Source organism: uncultured Campylobacter sp., from assembly GCF_938040115.1.
Lineage (GTDB): Bacteria > Campylobacterota > Campylobacteria > Campylobacterales > Campylobacteraceae > Campylobacter_A.
Map to the genome: position 1 here is coordinate 1 of NZ_CALHXD010000022.1, position 16,343 is coordinate 16,343.

At 46.2% G+C, this 16,343-nt stretch carries 20 protein-coding genes; 18 read left to right on the forward strand and 2 right to left on the reverse strand.

Annotated features, from left to right (window positions below; all coding sequences use genetic code 11):
* Nucleotides 1-57 precede the first annotated feature (57 nt).
* A complete protein-coding gene (locus tag Q0314_RS00990; RefSeq protein WP_298055545.1) occupies nt 58-132 on the forward strand; it encodes a hypothetical protein in 75 nt (24 codons plus the stop codon).
* Between the two features lie 65 nt (nt 133-197).
* Nucleotides 198-419, forward strand: coding sequence for a DUF3137 domain-containing protein (locus Q0314_RS00995; protein WP_298055511.1), 222 nt, complete (start codon nt 198-200; stop codon nt 417-419).
* 166 nt (nt 420-585) lie between these two features.
* Here the strand turns inward: Q0314_RS00995 and bamA are convergent, their stop codons facing one another.
* Nucleotides 586-2,856, reverse strand: a complete 2,271-nt coding sequence (gene bamA / locus Q0314_RS01000; protein ID WP_298055514.1) for an outer membrane protein assembly factor BamA — start codon at nt 2,854-2,856, stop codon at nt 586-588.
* A gap of 80 nt (nt 2,857-2,936) precedes the next feature.
* On the opposite strand from bamA, the gene Q0314_RS01005 reads away from it, so the two are divergent.
* The 15 genes from Q0314_RS01005 to recO all read left to right on the forward strand — a co-directional run bounded on the left by Q0314_RS01005 (nt 2,937) and on the right by recO (nt 15,863).
* Nucleotides 2,937-3,767: a prephenate dehydrogenase gene (locus tag Q0314_RS01005; RefSeq protein WP_298055516.1), complete on the forward strand. Its 831-nt coding sequence runs from the start codon at nt 2,937-2,939 to the stop codon at nt 3,765-3,767.
* Nucleotides 3,768-3,840: 73 nt separating this feature from the next.
* Nucleotides 3,841-5,208 (forward strand): peptidoglycan DD-metalloendopeptidase family protein, encoded by a 1,368-nt coding sequence (locus Q0314_RS01010; protein WP_298055517.1) that lies wholly within the window; start codon nt 3,841-3,843, stop codon nt 5,206-5,208.
* Nucleotides 5,209-5,271: 63 nt separating this feature from the next.
* Complete coding sequence (gene lpxC / locus Q0314_RS01015; RefSeq protein ID WP_298055519.1) at nt 5,272-6,156, forward strand: UDP-3-O-acyl-N-acetylglucosamine deacetylase; 885 nt, start codon at nt 5,272-5,274, stop codon at nt 6,154-6,156.
* Nucleotides 6,157-6,353: 197 nt separating this feature from the next.
* Nucleotides 6,354-6,608 carry a glycoprotease gene (locus Q0314_RS01020; RefSeq protein WP_298055522.1) on the forward strand — a complete coding sequence of 85 codons (255 nt, stop codon included), beginning with the start codon at nt 6,354-6,356 and terminating at the stop codon, nt 6,606-6,608.
* Nucleotides 6,609-6,616: 8 nt separating this feature from the next.
* A complete protein-coding gene (gene thrB / locus Q0314_RS01025; protein WP_298055525.1) occupies nt 6,617-7,501 on the forward strand; it encodes a homoserine kinase in 885 nt (294 codons plus the stop codon).
* A gap of 25 nt (nt 7,502-7,526) precedes the next feature.
* Entirely contained in the window at nt 7,527-7,811 is a 285-nt protein-coding gene (locus Q0314_RS01030) for a DUF448 domain-containing protein (RefSeq protein WP_002947517.1), read from the forward strand.
* The gene (gene infB / locus Q0314_RS01035; RefSeq protein ID WP_298055528.1) at nt 7,777-10,473 is read left to right on the forward strand and encodes a translation initiation factor IF-2; all 2,697 of its coding nucleotides are present in this window, start codon (nt 7,777-7,779) and stop codon (nt 10,471-10,473) included. The genes Q0314_RS01030 and infB overlap by 35 nt, the downstream gene beginning before the upstream one ends.
* A complete protein-coding gene (rbfA, locus tag Q0314_RS01040) occupies nt 10,470-10,841 on the forward strand; it encodes a 30S ribosome-binding factor RbfA (RefSeq protein WP_002943703.1) in 372 nt (123 codons plus the stop codon). The genes infB and rbfA overlap by 4 nt, the downstream gene beginning before the upstream one ends.
* Nucleotides 10,828-11,256 carry a ribosome maturation factor RimP gene (gene rimP, locus Q0314_RS01045; RefSeq protein WP_122863292.1) on the forward strand — a complete coding sequence of 143 codons (429 nt, stop codon included), beginning with the start codon at nt 10,828-10,830 and terminating at the stop codon, nt 11,254-11,256. The genes rbfA and rimP overlap by 14 nt, the downstream gene beginning before the upstream one ends.
* Nucleotides 11,257-11,570: 314 nt before the next feature.
* The gene (gene accD / locus Q0314_RS01050) at nt 11,571-12,464 is read left to right on the forward strand and encodes an acetyl-CoA carboxylase, carboxyltransferase subunit beta (protein WP_122863291.1); all 894 of its coding nucleotides are present in this window, start codon (nt 11,571-11,573) and stop codon (nt 12,462-12,464) included.
* Between the two features lie 2 nt (nt 12,465-12,466).
* Nucleotides 12,467-12,922, forward strand: coding sequence for a 23S rRNA (pseudouridine(1915)-N(3))-methyltransferase RlmH (locus tag Q0314_RS01055; protein ID WP_298055531.1), 456 nt, complete (start codon nt 12,467-12,469; stop codon nt 12,920-12,922).
* Nucleotides 12,923-12,931: 9 nt separating this feature from the next.
* Nucleotides 12,932-13,285: an RNA polymerase-binding protein DksA gene (gene dksA, locus Q0314_RS01060; protein WP_122863290.1), complete on the forward strand. Its 354-nt coding sequence runs from the start codon at nt 12,932-12,934 to the stop codon at nt 13,283-13,285.
* Between the two features lie 9 nt (nt 13,286-13,294).
* Nucleotides 13,295-14,332: a LapA family protein gene (locus Q0314_RS01065; protein WP_298055534.1), complete on the forward strand. Its 1,038-nt coding sequence runs from the start codon at nt 13,295-13,297 to the stop codon at nt 14,330-14,332.
* Nucleotides 14,329-15,246, forward strand: coding sequence for a tRNA-dihydrouridine synthase (locus Q0314_RS01070; RefSeq protein WP_298055547.1), 918 nt, complete (start codon nt 14,329-14,331; stop codon nt 15,244-15,246). The genes Q0314_RS01065 and Q0314_RS01070 overlap by 4 nt, the downstream gene beginning before the upstream one ends.
* Nucleotides 15,247-15,248: 2 nt before the next feature.
* Complete coding sequence (recO, locus tag Q0314_RS01075; RefSeq protein WP_298055538.1) at nt 15,249-15,863, forward strand: recombination protein RecO; 615 nt, start codon at nt 15,249-15,251, stop codon at nt 15,861-15,863.
* Here recO and Q0314_RS01080 read toward each other — a convergent pair whose 3' ends face one another.
* Nucleotides 15,864-15,992, reverse strand: coding sequence for a hypothetical protein (locus Q0314_RS01080; RefSeq protein WP_298055540.1), 129 nt, complete (start codon nt 15,990-15,992; stop codon nt 15,864-15,866).
* 61 nt (nt 15,993-16,053) lie between these two features.
* Between Q0314_RS01080 and Q0314_RS01085 the strand changes: the two genes are divergently transcribed.
* Nucleotides 16,054-16,209, forward strand: coding sequence for a hypothetical protein (locus tag Q0314_RS01085; protein WP_298055543.1), 156 nt, complete (start codon nt 16,054-16,056; stop codon nt 16,207-16,209).
* The last annotated feature ends 134 nt before the right edge of the window (nt 16,210-16,343 follow it).

Here is a 16,343-nt window from a genome sequence, read left to right on the forward strand (position 1 = left end):
TTTAGCGGCTCGGTCTTGGTCTGCGAGTTTTATAAGAAATTTAATGGTCAAACGATAGTGGCAAGTCGCACTCTAAACACTAAATTTTTAGGCGAAAAAGAGCAGATGGACGATACTCTTTTTAACGATTAATTTAGAGTTTTACGGACGATAAGGTTGAAGCAAGATATCTTTTGACTCCTACGTTTATGAGACGTTTGTACGAGCTAAAGGAAAAATTTGCAGGAGACATGGGAGTGAGCGCTGCGTTTATGGACGATAAATTTTACCTATTTTTAAACGGAGCGGAAAATAAATTTGAAACAACTATCTTTTCGCTACCGCCTAGCCTTTATGACGTAAAGCAGATAAAAAAGGAAATTTCAGAGCTTTTATCTATCATAGACGAGTTAAATTTAAACCTTGATATTTTTAAGTGAGGGCAAATTTGACGGCTTAGATGATTGGGGATTTTATAGATAAATTTAAATCGCAACGCAAATAAGGCAAAATTTACTGTAAATTTATATCGAGATAAAAGCTGTATTTATGGATAGAAAGTTAAAAACGGCGTCTTATAAACCAAAACGCCGTTTTATTGTAATATTAGAAACGTTGTCCGATAGTAAATTCAAACGTACTCGTATCGTCGCCGTCTTGCTTTTTGAGCGGTTTGGCAAAGATTAGCTGTAGCGGCCCCATAGGCGTTACCCACTCGATACCTGCGCCCGCGCTATATCTGCTGATACGTCCGTCGACATAATCCACGATGCCAGGCGCAGTTACGTTTGCGATCCTGCCGCGAATGACGCCGTAGTCAACAAACAGCACTCCGCGCATCTTTACGCGTTCTATTAGCGGGAAGCTAAGTTCTGCCGAGCTGTTAAACGACGTATCGCCGCCCGTCTCGTACCAGCTACCGCTGGAAACTTTGACTTTAGGCGAGACGGTTCTACTCTCAAATCCGCGTAGATTTCTGATACCGCCTAGATATAGTCTCTCGTTGATAGGCACCCAGCCGCGATCCCAAATTTTGCCGAAGCTTGATTTGAATCTAAAAATAAGGTCGTAGTCCACCCACTCTCTGATACCTTGATACCAGTTAAAATTCGTTCTACTCTTTAAAAATTTCTCGTCGCCGCCCACGCCCGCAAACTCTAGGCTAGTACTTGCGATGATACCCGTGCGAGGCAGGTAATAATCATCCGTGCTGTTATACGTGATAGACGGTATGAGCGAGCTTTTTAGGCTCTTGCCGTCTTTGTACCCGACGGTTTTTAGCACGTCGCTAAGCCCGCTGATACGGCTTTGCTCTATGATGTAACCCAAAGACGCGCTTAGATTTCTAGTTAGTTTTCTACCTACGACGACGTTTAGACCATATGATTTCTCGTCGTAGTTATTCCAGCTATAGTCGTTAGCATAAAGAGTGCCGCCAAGGCTATATTCGCTATCAAAAAGGCGCGGGTTTGTTAGACCTATCTGTCCGGAGAGCTCGTTATCGCTCCTATCTACGCTTATGACGCCTTTCATGCCGCTACCAAATACGTTCGTATCAGACACGCTAGCGTTAAGCAGTAATCCGTCCGAGCTACCGTAGCCGATACCGCCGCTGATCGAGCCCGTGGAGGCCTCTTTTACTTTTACGAGCAGATCGACTTGATTGGCTCCGACGCGCTGCTCTTCGATCTCGACCTCGTCAAAGTAGCTCGTTCGCTTTAGCGCATCCTTGCTGTCTTGCAGGTCGGTTCTGCTATATAAATTTCCCTCCGTGAGATACAGCTCGCGTCTAACGACCCTATCCACGGTTCTGTCGTTACCTGAAATTTGCACGTTTCTTATATATACTTTTTCGTCAGGCACAACCTCGTAGACGATACTTACGGTCTTGTCCTCGACGTTTTTCTCGGTTTTTGGATTTATCCTTACAAACGCGTAGCCCTTATCTGCTACCATATCGTCGAGCTTTTTCATGTCTTGTCTTAGGCGAGCGGAGTTCATCACGTCGCCGCTTTCTAGCCTAAAGTCTTTTAAAATTTTCTCTTTATCAAGCTCTAAAAACTCAGGCGCCTCGATATCTACGCTAGATACCCTATACTGCTCGCCCTCGGTCACGTAGTAGGTGAGATCTGCCGTGTAGTTATCCATGTAGGCGTTTAGATACGGGTTTGAAACCGTCGCGTCTAGGTAGCCTTTTTGGTAGTATTTGTCTTGGATTCTCGCAGGATCGTTTGGTAGCTCAAAAAGTTTGACCTTACCGTCGTTTCTGCCCCACATCCAGCCCATAAATTCGCGCTCTTTATTAGCCACCACAGGCTCGATGTCGCCGTAATCAAAAAGCTTCGCGCCGACTAAATTTACGTTTTCTATTATGATATTTTCGCCGCGGTTTATGTTCATCGTGACAAAAAGACTACTTTCATTGCCCGCCACCGGCTCTTTGGTTACGTCTATGACCGTGTCGAAGTAGCCTTTTGACTCGTAGTACTGCCTGATGCGCTCTTTCGCGCGCTCGATGGCTAACTCGTCGTACATATTGCCTTGTTTGATGTTGATTAGTCCGTCGATGGCGGTTTTATCGTTAGTCACTACGCCTTTGATATCGATACGAGCGATGCTAGGTTTTTCTTTTACCGTTACGGTCACGTCGCCGCCCTCGTTTTCGATGTAGATATCGTCGAAATAGCCCTGTCTAAACAGCTTTGCGATCGCCCTATCCGTGCTATCGACATTTAGCTCGTCTCCGACTTTTAGCCCCATTATCTCCTTTGCAGTTTCTGGGGACAGATGCACGAGACCTTTAAAATTTATGGAAGTTATCTGCTCGGCATTCGCCAAAACTGCGCCCAGAAGTAGTAGAAAAACGCTTTTTTTCATTTATTTAACCTAAAAGTGATGATAAGGCTGTATAATAGCACATTTTATTTTTAAACAATATAAATTTAAAAGGCGAATTTATGAAAATCGGTATCGTAGGCCTAGGACTCATCGGCGGCTCGCTCGGACTCAGTCTCAAAAACGAAAAACTAATCAGCTGCGTTAGCGGCATGGATCTAAACAAAGAGCACGAAAAGCAGGCGATGCAGCTCGGCCTCGTGCATGAAATTTTAACTCTTGAGCAGATGAAGCAAAAGTGCGATATGATATTTCTAGCCATCCCCGTAGAAGCCATCATCAAAATCGTCAAAGAATTTGAAGGCATCGGCGAAAACACGACCATCGTCGATCTTGGTAGCACCAAGCAAAAAATAATCGAAGCCGTGCCCGAGAGCATCAGGCAAAATTTCATCCCCGCTCACCCGATGGCGGGCACCGAGTACTCCGGCCCGACCGCAGCTTTTTCGGGGCTTTTTAAAGATGCCGTCGTAGCCATTTGCGACTTTAAAGAAAGCGGCGAGATGCACGTCAAGCGCTCGGTCGAGCTGTTTTCGCACCTGGGCATGAAGATCATTTTTATGAGCGCGGCGGAGCACGACCATCACGCCAGCGTCATCTCTCACCTACCCCACGCTATCAGCTTTTCGCTAGCTAGCAGCGTACTAAAAAAGGAAAACAAAAAAAATATCATCGCGCTAAGCGGCACGGGATTTAACGGCATGATCAGGATCGCCAAAAGCTCGCCCGTGATGTGGACGGATATCTTTAAACAAAACAAGCAAAATTTGATAAATTCGATAGACCTTTTCAAAAAAGAGCTTGACGAATGCGAAAATTTAATCAAAAACGAGCAGTGGGACGAGCTGCGAGAATGGATGAGCGAAGCTAGAAAAATACGCGAAATTTTATAAATTCAGGCGCAAATTTACCTTAAATTTATCGCTTTTTAGTAAAATCGGTCTCTTTAAGATTTAGGAGATTTTTATGAGAAGACGCGGCAATCCGAATTTGATATTTTTCGGCGTTATTATTTTACTTTTAGTTGCGGCGATAGCTTTTTTATTTACATCAAAAACATTTGAGCGCGAAGCCCCGAGCATAGCCATATCAGATCAAATTTACTGGAACCTAACCTCGCCTCTACCGATCAAAATCACCGACGAAGGCGGCGTGAAATCAGTTAAAATTTCACTCGTAGACGAAAAAGGCAGCGTAAATTTGCTGACTCAAAAATTTGAATCGCCGTCTGAAATCGTCGATTTAAATTTGACCTTTCCTAAAACGGGATTTGGCGCGCAAAAAGATATCTATAACATCGTAATCGAGGCCACCGATACTAGCAAATGGGGATTTTTCCTCGGCAACACGCAAAAAAAAGAGGTCAAAATCACCGTCGACAACAAAAAACCCGACGTAAATATCCTAAATCACTCCTACGCCATCACTAAAGGCGGTAGCGCGACGGTCGTGTTTAAGGCGACTGACGAGATGCTAAAAGAGGTCTATATCGAGACGAACTACGGCAAAAAATTTATCCCAAGCAAATTCGTAAAAGACGGTTACTACGCTTCTTTAGTCGCCTGGCCGGCGCAACAAGGCTCGTTTAGCGCCGACGTCGTGGCGCTTGATGCGGCGGGAAATATAACCAAAAGCAAGATAAGATTTTTCTACCAAGACAAAAAATACCGCACCTCAAAGATAAAACTAGACGGCCAAAGTAGATTTTTAAACGAAAAAATCCCGGAACTAGCGCAACAATACGCTAAAAACTACGACGCTATGAGCAATCTGGAGAAGATGAAGTTCGTCAATGAAAATCTCCGCGAGGCAAATGAGAAAATAATCTCGCAAATCGCCGCAAAAGTCGATATAGACGCAGCTGAAAACTTTAGCGTAAATAAATTTTACCCGCTAAAAAACGGCAAAGCGGTAGCAAGCTTTGGCGACCACAGATACTACACCTTTGAAGATAAAGACGTCAGCGAAAGCTGGCACATGGGCATCGACCTAGCCTCGACACAAAAAGCCGACATCGTCGCCAACAACGACGGCACGGTCGAATTTGCCGCAGAAAACGGCATCTACGGGCGTAACATCCTGATAAATCACGGATTTGGCCTTTTTTCACTCTACGGACACTGCAGTTCGCTAAATGTCAAAGCCGGCGACTCGGTCAAGGCGGGCGACGTCATCGCAAACACGGGCGTTACGGGTCTAGCGATGGGTGATCACTTGCACTTTGGCATGCTAGTTCAAGGCATAGAAGTGCGTCCGGAGGAGTGGATGGATAACGGCTGGATGAAGGATAACGTCACGGGCGTTTTGAATGCGGCTAAAAAAATGGTCGAATAAATTTGCCATTTTGTTGTAAATTTGTTGTATAATGGCAAGAGTAAGAAAAATAAGGGCGAAATTTTGAAACAAACAACCATAAAATCAACCGTAGAAGGCGTAGGTATCGGGCTTCACAAGGGCGAACCGATAAAAATCACGCTTGAGCCGCTCGGAGCAAATTCTGGAATAATATTTTATAGAAAAGACCTCGGAGTGAGCTTTAAAGCGGAGCCGAAAAACGTGATAAATACTCAAATGGCAACCGTAATCGGCGGCAAAGAGGGCTACATTTCGACGATCGAACATCTCCTTAGCGCGATAAACGGCTACGGCATAGATAACGTACGCATAGTCCTAGACGCCAACGAAGTTCCTGTTATGGACGGCTCGGCGATAAGCTACTGCATGATGCTGGATGAAGCTGGCACGGCTGAGCTAGAAGCAGATAAAAAAGTAATCGTAATCAAACGCCCGGTAGAAGTAAATAAAAACGGAAAATTCGCCAGAGTAACGCCGTCAAATAACCCAAAATTCGACTTTACTATCAAATTTGCCCACCCGATAATCGGCGAGCAAAACTACGTGTTTGAGTTTAGCAAACAAGCCTACATCGAGGAGATCGCGCGCGCTAGAACATTTGGATTTTTAAAAGACGTCCAGATGCTAAGAGCGCAAAATTTAGCCCTCGGCGGTAGCCTAGATAACGCCGTGGTTATCGACGATAATAAAATTTTAAATCCTGAAGGCCTGCGCTTTGAAAACGAATTCGTTCGTCATAAAATTTTAGACGCGATCGGCGATCTAAGCCTGATGGGTGCGCCATTGATGGCTGACTATACGAGCTTTGCGGGCAGTCATGAGCTAAACCACGAGCTAACGCTAGCTATCCTAAGCGACGATAAAAACTACGAAATCGTCACGCTAAAAGGCGATTTTGCGCGCGAATATCAAAAGGTATTTGCATAAAAAATATCCAAATTTTAGTTATCGCTCTTAGCTCGCCGCTAATCGTCGGTATTTATGACGAAAACGGCGAGTTTATAGAGCAAATTTCTAGCGAAGAAAAATCCGACGTCTCCCTCGTAAAAATAATAGACGAGATCTTAAACGGCGGCAAATTTAATCTACAAAAAATCATCTACGCAAACGGCCCGGGAAGCTTTATGGGCGTGAAGGTCGCCTACGTCGTTTTAAAGACGATTAGCATCGTGAAAGAGTGCGAATTTTACGCAGTTAGCGGCTTTGAGCTAAACGGCGGCGCACCGATACGGGCGAATAAAAATTTAAGCTTCGTAGATACTCCTTATGGCGTCAAACTGCAAAAAGCGCAAGCTGGCGAATTTAGCTTACCGCAAAATTTAGCCGTTTTAAATCTAAATTTAGATACCCTACCAAATTACGTTATACAAGCCGTTTAGGAGATTTTTTGCAAATTTTAGTTCCCGCCACGAGCGCAAACATTGGCCCCGGTTTTGACGCCCTAGGACTTGCCCTAGAGCTACACAACACAGTCGAGATAACGAGGGCAAATTTCGCCTCCGTGAGCATTTTGGGCGAAGGCAAAGACAACGCGCTTCTTAAGAAAAACAATATTTTTTTATCTATTTTCAATGAAATTTACGTCAAACTAACCGGCAAAAAAGATACTTTTCGCATGATTTTTACCAATCAAATCCCGTTTTCTCGCGGCCTTGGAAGCTCCTCTGCGGTCATCACTTCAGCCATAGCGGCAGCCTACGCGGCAGCTGGGTTTAAGGCGGATAAAAGCGCCATTTTAAACCAGGCTCTAGTTTATGAAAACCACCCCGACAACATCGCTCCGGCGACGCTTGGCGGCTTTGTTAGCTCCGTCATTGAAAACGGCAAGGTAAAATCCCTAAAAAAACCTTTAAGCACCGATATCAAAGCCGTCGTCGTGATCCCGGATAAGCCGATGAGCACGAACGAATCTCGCGCCAAGCTACCTAAAAATTTCACTATGGGCGAGTGCGTTAGCAACCTCTCTCACGCCGCATTTCTCACGGCTTGCTTTTTTAGCGAAAATTACGAGTTTTTAAGGACAGCGGCAAAAGATGTCATGCACGAGCAAATCCGCATGCAAAGCCTGCCCGAGCTCTTTGAAGTGCGCAAGATAGCCTACGAAAACGGCGCTCTTTTAAGTACGCTTTCAGGCAGCGGATCTAGCTTTTTAAATATCGTTTATGCCGGCGATGCCGCAAATTTAAAACAAAAACTGCAAGATAAATTTAAGAGCTTTCGAGTTGAAATTTTTAATTTCGACAACAACGGGATAAAAATCCTACAAAGCTAAAAAAAAGCTAAAAGAAGTTATAATAATGGCTCAAAAATTTATCCCTATCAGGACGTGTGTGGTCTGCAAAAAGCGCTTTGAACAGCAAATTTTGCGTAGATACAGACTGATAAATTCTTCGCTATTTTTCGGAAACGGAAACGGACGCAGCTTTTATCTTTGCGAAGAATGTCTAAAAAAAGACGAGAAAATTTTAAGAAAATCGCTCGGAAGAGTCGCAGGCAGCTTTATCGCGACGCTACAAAACGGGCAAAATTTAAAGGAGATACTCTTAAATGGGGACTGTTCGAATTTCAGAGATAGCAAATGAGCTCGGCTACAATAGCAAAGAGGTTTTAGAAAAGGCTATTGAGCTTGGGCTAAAGGTCAAAACGCACTCAAGCGGCGTTAGTCCTGAAGAAGCGGCGGCGCTATACACCTACATCCAAACTGGCGAGATCCCCGAAGCTCTCAAGAAAAAACCGGAAAAGAAAAAGCCGACCGCCAAAAAAGCGGAAGCCAAAGAGAGCAAAGAGGAAAAAGAAAGCAAACCTAAAGAGGCCAAAAAAACAAGCGCCGCAAAAGAAGAAAAGCCTTTGCCGAAAGAAAAAGTAGAAACAAAAAACGACGAAAAATCCGAAAAAGAACAAAAAACAGTCACTCAAAAACCGGTAGAAAAAGCGCCGGAGCCAAAAATCCAAGCAGCTCCCAAAGAGGAGCCAGAAGCCCAGCCTGTGGCTACCGAGCCCGTTCAGCCAAAAGAAAGCTTAGCCGATGTTAGCCTGCAAAAAAGACGCGGCCTAGTCATCGTAAAAAAGAAAAAAGACGAGCAGCCAGCACCTAGAGCAAGCGAGAGAAGAGAGTCTGCGCCGGCGCTAAATTTGGAAAATATGTTTAAATTTAGCGACGAAAAGATCGAACGCAAAAAGAAAAAAGAGAAAAAACCGGTCGTCGCAACCAAAAAAGACGGCGCTACAAAGATGGATCTACTCGGCGACCGCGATATGGCGGACATCGTGATAGACGACGAAGACGTAGTTATATTGCCCGATTTTTCAGTACGAACGCAAACTCCGGAGCCTCAAAAAATCAAACAACCGACAAATACGGGCTATAAGCCGGTCCTAAATACCTCCATAAGCTCGTTTCTAGAACAAGGCACAGCGCGCAGGCCTCGCAAAAAACATAAAAAATCGCAACGCACCGACCATAACGGCGAGTCGGTAACCTACGTCGAGATACCAAAAGAGATCCGTCTTTACGAATTTGCCGACAAAATCAACAAGCAACCGAGCGAAATCATCGGCAAGCTCTTTATGCTGGGCATGATGACGACCAAAAACGACTTCCTGGACGAGGATGCGATAGAAATTTTGGCTGATGAATTCGGCATCGAGGTAAACATCGTTGATACGCAAGAAGCGTTTGACTACGTTAAGGCCTACGACGAAGAAGAGGAGCAACTAGACGATGCAAATTTGACTGTCCGCGCTCCTGTTATCACCATCATGGGTCACGTCGATCACGGTAAAACCTCACTACTAGACTACATCAGAAACTCGCGCGTGGCAGCAGGCGAAGCTGGCGGCATCACGCAACACGTGGGCGCCTATATGGTAAATAAAAACGGCAAAAACATTACCTTTATCGACACTCCGGGCCACGAAGCGTTCACGGCTATGCGCGCCAGAGGAGCCAAGATCACCGACATCGTTATCATCGTGGTCGCAGCCGACGACGGCGTAAAACCGCAAACAAAAGAGGCCGTGAGTCACGCAAAAGCCGCGGGCGTGCCGATCATTATCGCGATAAACAAGATGGATAAAGAGGCTGCAAACCCCGACAAAGTAAAAAGCGAACTAGCCGAGCTAGATATCCTATCTACAGACTGGGGCGGCACGTACGAGTTCGTACCGATCTCGGCAAAAACGGGTATGGGTATAGATGATCTGCTTGAGATCGTACTCTTGCAGGCTGAAATTTTAGAACTAAAAGCAAATGCACAAGCAAACGCAAAAGCCGCCATAATAGAAAGCTCGCAGCAAAAAGGTCGCGGTCCGGTCGCTACAGTTATCGTAGAAAACGGTACCCTAAAAGTCGGCGATATCGTGGTCGCAGGCGTCGCATACGGTAAGATAAGAACGATAACCGATGACCAAGGTAAAATTTTAAAAGAGATAAAACCGGGCGAATGCGGCGTAATAATGGGCCTTAGCGAGATTCCTGAAGCCGGCGAAACGCTAATAAGCGTCAAAACCGACAAAGAAGCCCGCGAGTACGCACAGAAAAAGGCTGAATATTTGCGCCAAAAAGAGCTCAGCAAAACTACTAAAGTAAGCCTAGAAGAGCTTAGCGAAAAGATCGCCGAGGGTGAGCTAAAATCGCTCCCTGTCATCGTAAAAGCCGACGTGGGCGGCTCACTAGAAGCCATCAAGGCAAGCCTAGAAAAACTTCGCAACGACGAGATAAAAGTAAATATCATCCACTCAGGCGTGGGCGGCATCACACAAAGCGACGTGGAGCTAGCTAGAGCGAGCGAAAACTCGGTGATTTTAGGCTTTAACATTAGGCCTACTGGCGAAGTGAAAGAAAAAGCCAAAGAAAGCGGCGTCGAGATCAAAACCTACAACGTCATCTATAACCTACTTGACGACGTAAAGGCGATCCTAAGCGGCCTAATGTCGCCTGTCATCCACGAGGAGCAGCTCGGTCAAGCACAAGTACGCCAAGTCATCAACGTCCCTAAAGTAGGCGCGATCGCAGGCTGCATGGTGACGGAAGGTACGATAAACCGCGGCGCGAAAATCCGCCTAATCAGAAACGGCGTAGTCGTACACGAGGGCACCGTAAGCTCGCTAAAACGCTTCAAAGACGACGTGAGAGAGGTAGCGCGCGGCTTTGAGTGCGGCGTAGGTATCGACGGATATAACGACATCAGAGAAGGCGACTACATCGAGAGCTTTAAAGAAGTAGAGGAGCAAGCCAGCCTATGAACCCCTCGGAGATAAAGCGGCTGCGCACGCAAAGCGTACTAAAAGAGCTTCTACCTGAGGCTCTATCTACGCTTGAGGACGAGCTTTTACGCGGACTGTGCGTGACCGACGTCGAGTGTAAAAAAGGCAGATACGACGCGTTCGTATACCTCGATAAGATGATGTTTGACGAGCGCGAGCAGGCCTATATACTAGACCGCCTAAAACGCGTATCAAAGCACCTGCAAAACCACTGCATGGCTGCCGAGGGCTGGTATAGAGCGCCGAATTTTCACTTTAAATTTGACGACAGGCTCGAGTACCAAAACCATATGGACGATTTGTTTGAAAAAATCTCAGAGGATCTAAACAAAAATGCAAAATCTTGAAAATCTGATCTCGCAGTGCGGCGTGCAGCTCTACGACGTCGAGGTCGCAAACGAAAACGGCAGAGCGATCTATAGGATCTACATCGCAAAGCCCGGAGGCGTAAATTTGGACGACTGCGAAAAGGTTTCACGTTTGCTTTCGCCGATATTTGACGTCGAGCCGCCGCTTAGCGGAGACTACGTGCTAGAGGTTAGCTCGCCGGGTCTGGAGCGAAAGCTAGAAAAACCGAGCCATTTTATATCAAGCGTTGGTGAACTGGCTAAAATTTCAGCCGAAGTAGACGGCGAAAACAAAAAACTAAAAGGCAAAATTTTATCCGCCGACGATGAAGAAATCTCGTTTGAGAGCGAAGGTCAAATTTTAAAAATAAAAATCGCGAATATAAAAAAGGCAAAAACCTATATCGAGTGGTAAGCTGCAAATTTAAAGGCTCAAATTTAAGCTAATATCCCGTCAAATTTTGGGGTTAAATTTTGCAAATTTGAGCCTTTAAATTTATACTCAAAGTTTAAACGCGCCACAGTCAAACTTCTCAAATTTAACCTCAAATTTACAAACTGCCTCCGCATAAATTTAAATTTTCCGCAAAACGCGCAAGAACAATGGCGTAAATTTACGCGATTCTACCCGCCTACCCCCGAAAGCGCGTACCGTAAATTTAATACCCGTCTAGCAAAACATAAGCTAACTTTGGCTATAATCCCTAAATTTTTTAAAAAGTAGGAACCATGAGCTTTTTAGATATTTTTTCCAAAACGAGAAAGCAACAATCCGCTCCCAGCGAGGCTCCGGCGCACTGGGTCAAATGCGACAGCTGTCACTCGCTGATGTATTACAAAGAGGTCGAGGCAAATTTTAACGTCTGTCCAAAGTGCGGTTTTCACATGAGATTAGCCGCCGATAAGAGGATAGCGATGATCTGCGATGAAGGCAGTTTCGTCGAGCTTGACACCAAGCTAAAGCCCGTCGATCCGATCAAATTTGTCGATAAAAAATCCTATAAAAAACGCATAAGCGAAAACGAGGAAAAAACGGGCAGAAGCTCGGCCGTGATCTGCGGCGAGGCCAAGATCGACGGCATGAACGTGCAGTTAGCGGTTTTTGATTTTAGCTTTATGGGCGGGTCTTTAGGCTCGGTCGAGGGCGAAAAGATCGTGCGCGCCGTAAAAAGATCGCTCGATAAAAAACAGCCCCTCATCATCGTTTCGGCTTCGGGCGGAGCGAGGATGCAGGAGAGTACGTTTTCGCTGATGCAGATGTCAAAGACCTCTGCCGCGCTAAAGCTACTTGACGAGGCTAAAGTGCCGTATATCTCGGTCCTAACCGATCCTACGATGGGAGGAGTTAGCGCGTCTTTTGCGTGGCTGGGCGACGTCATCATCGCAGAGCCGGGCGCTCTCATCGGCTTTGCCGGACAGCGCGTTATCAAGCAAACCATCGGAGCCGATTTGCCGGAAGGTTTTCAAAGATCTGAGTTTTTGCTAGAGCACGGCCTAATAGACGCCATAGTCGAGCGCAAAGAACACAAGCAGTTTTTGAGCGATATGATAAGACTGCTCTCAAACAACCCGGCCTACGCCGCTAAGCAGCCGAGCGCTCAAAATTTGGACGACGAGGAATAAATTTGGAAATTTCCGTGTTTTGCATCCAAAAGTCAAAACGTGAAAATTTTGAAAACGAGATCAAAGAGTACGCGAAGATGTCGTCGAAATTCGCCAAAATTTCAGACGTCATTATATTTAACGACAAGATCGCCAAAGCCCAAAGCAAAGGGCGAGACGAGGCGTTAAAAGCTTACGACGAGGTTTATGAGCCAAATTTAAACGGCTTTTGCGTGGCGCTTGACGAAGCGGGTCGCGAATTTAACAGCGAGGAGTTTGCTAAACTCATCTCGGACAAGGCTCAAATTTCGTTTTTTATCGGCGGAGCTTACGGGCTTAGTCAAAATTTTAAACAAAAAACAGATGCAGTCGTTAGCCTAAGCCGCATGACGATGGCGCACAAGATAGCAAAGCTTATGCTTCACGAGCAGATTTTCAGAGCTCTTTGCATAAACGCTAACCACCCATATCACAAATAAAGGAACAAAATGCGCAAAAGCGACTTGGAGCAGTTTAAGGCACTTTTACTGGAGCGAAAAGCACAGATAACTAAAAATATTTTAGACTCGTCAAACGAGATGGCAGGACTACGCCAAAGCGGCGTCAGCGACGAGTTTGATATCGCCTCCGTAAACGCCGATCAGCTCATCGAGCAATCAATCAGCGCTCAACAAAGACAAGAACTAGCCGAGATCGACGTCTCGCTGCGAAAGATCGCCGACAAAACCTACGGCATCTGCGAGATGTGCGAGGAGGAGATCGGGCTGGCGCGTCTGCGCGTCAAACCGCACGCAAAATACTGCATCACCTGCCGTGAGATAGTGGAAAAAACCGCAAAATAGGGGTATGCCATGCAAATCAAACGTTTTATAGCTTGCGCCGTGCTTTACCTGGTCGTAGTCGGCGCGATCGTTTATTTTTTTGAGAACGGCTCTTACGAACTTCATCTTAAATTTGCCCTCTTTGGCAGCGGCACCGAGCATGCGCTAAATTTACCCGTCGCCGTCTGGATGATACTACCGCCTGCGATTTTGACGCTATTTTGCGTACTTCACATGGCCTATCACGGGTTTAAATTTTACGCCTTTAAACGCAAAATTTCGCACGATGAGAAATTTTACAGAGAACTAGGCAAAGAAATTTTACTCGGCCTTGATACGAACAAAGACTTTAAAACGAACTTTTATAAAATCCCGTCCCAAATAGCTAGAGTCCTCTCGCCGTGGGATAGATATAAAGACGCAAAGATAGATGGGGAGGAGCTACAAAACGTCCTAGACACCGTGCGCACGGTCAAAAACGGCGAAGTCGCCGATCTAAAGAAATTTAAGCTACCTAAAGACAATCCGCTCTTTATCAAAAACGAGCTAAACAAAATAGCAAATTTGGACGGATACTATCTAGAAACGCTTAAAAAACCTATGGGCGATCAGGGCGAAATAGTCCGCGAAGCAAGACAAAAACTAATAAATATAGGCTCGCTCGCCGATATTAAAAAATTTGCCCCTGATCTGGACGAAAAAGAGATCATGACTCTTATCACCCGCTTTGCCAAAGACGAGATAAATTTGAGCAACGACGAGATTCTAGAGCTATTAAATTCAGATAAAATTTCAAAAGACAGCTTTAGTATCAGCGCCGCGACGCTAAAAAGCAAAATCGCTCCGGACGCTATCATCGGCATCTTTGAGCGGCTCAAAAACGAACGCCAAGAGGCGCAGGAAGCGTATGTCTATCTGCTGTTTGAGTTTGAGATGCTCGAGCGCGCGCAGGAAGTTTTGTCGGGTCTTGAAGCCGGCGAATATCAAAATTTCCGCACCCTGCTCTACCTCAGACAAAACGGCAAAAACGTCCCGACCGATCTATTTTTCAAGCACGCCCATTGCTGATAGATTTTTCAAAAAAGCCGCTTTTTCTAGCTCCGCTCGCGGGCTTTTCGGACCTGCCGCTTAGAAGCGTGGTCAAGCAGTTTGGTTGCGACGTGACTGTAAGTGAGATGATAAGCGCAAACGCCCTAGTCTATGAAGGCAGCAAAACGCTTGAAATGCTCAAAAAATCGCCGCTTGAAACGCCATATATCGTGCAGATAGCGGGCAGCGACGCGGACATCGTCAAAAAAGCGGTGGAAATTTTAAACGGTATCGACGGTATCGACGGTATCGATCTAAACTGCGGTTGCCCCGTGCCAAAGGTCGTCAAACAGTCCGCGGGCTCGGCTCTGCTAAAAGATATCTCGAACCTAAAACGCATCGTAGAAACCATCAAAAAAACCTCAAATAAGCAAATGACTAGCGTCAAATTGCGCCTGGGTTTTGAAGAGAAAATACCAGAAATTTTAGCCCTCGCCGCGCAGGACGCCGGAGCGGACTACATCGCATTTCACGGACGCACGAGAGCTGGCGGATACACGGCAGCGGTCGACTACGCCGCGATCGGCCGAGCTAAAGAGGTGGTAAATATCCCTGTCATCGCAAACGGCGACATCTCGCCCGAAAATGCTGCCGATGCGTTAAATTTGACCAACGCCGACGCGCTAATGATAGGACGCGCTTGCATCGGCAAGCCGTGGGTTTTCCACGAGATAAAAACGGGCGGCAGTATTGACGCGGCGACGAAAAAGGCGATCATTTTGGCGCATTTTGACGCGATGATCGAGCACTACGGCGAGCACGGAGCGGCGATATTTCGCAAGCATCTACACCGCTACTCCAAAGGCATAGACGGCGCCAGCGCCTTTCGCGACGCGATAAATCACATCGCCGAACCAGACATCCTGCGCCAAAAAATCCAAACTTTTTTCTAACCATGCAAGGCTACATCCTGCACACGCAAAAAGTGCGCGACGAGGACCTGCTCGTCTACATCCTCACGCCCTCGCTGCTAGTTAAATCCTACCGCTTCTACGGCGCGCGCCACTCAAACGTCCTGCAAGGCTACAAGATCGACTTCGAGCTCGAAGGCGGCGAAAACTTCCTCCCGCACCTGCGCAGCGTCCTGCACCTAGGCTACCGCTGGCTGCTCTCGCGCGAGCGGCTACTCGTGTGGCAGCAGTTTATGCGCCTACTCTACGCACACCTGCGAGACGTCGAGCAGATAGACGAGGTGTATTTTCGCGAGCTTGAGCTTTGTGCCTCACGCTTTGACAGAGGCGCTCCCAAACGCCTACTCATCGAGAGCTACGTGCGCATTTTAGAGGCCGAGGGCAGGCTACACGACGAGCTTTTTTGCTTTATCTGCGACGAGCCCGTGGATGATAGCGTGGCGCTAGCCAGGAGCTTCCTACCCGCCCACGAACACTGCGCTGCGCAAAAGGGTTTTGAAATAGAAAAGATAAAAATGCTCTTTAGCGAGCGCTCTACGCTGCTGCTTGACGATGACGAGATAGACGCGCTCTACTCCATTTTGCTTCAGGGGCTTTGATCAAATTTGGCTTTCAAATTTGACTTGCCAGAGCTTGCTTTCAAATTTAACCCGCTCAAATTTTATGCGGACGGATCTCACCGTGCCCTGCTCCCGATATCTTAAATTTATCGGCTCAAATTTCATCAAATTTACCGCCTCTTTACCAGCTTTTAGTTAAAATTTCGCAAATTTGACTTAAGGGATAAATTTGAAGAAATTCGCACTCGGCTTCGCCGCTCTTTTCCTCATCGTTTTCGTAAATTTCCTCTACGAAAAGCTATCTCGCCCTACTCATTTTACCGTCACTCCCGATACTAAAATAGATCCAAACTCCGAGCTAGCCAAATACGTAACGCAAGAGTAGATAGACGACTTTGCTTTTAGATACTGGGATATAGACGAATACGAGGAAAACAACGCCACCCTTAACGCTTTAAGAAATCTGCTGAGGCTAAAAGATACGGATAAGATTTTAAATTTTATGACAAGAAACGGGCT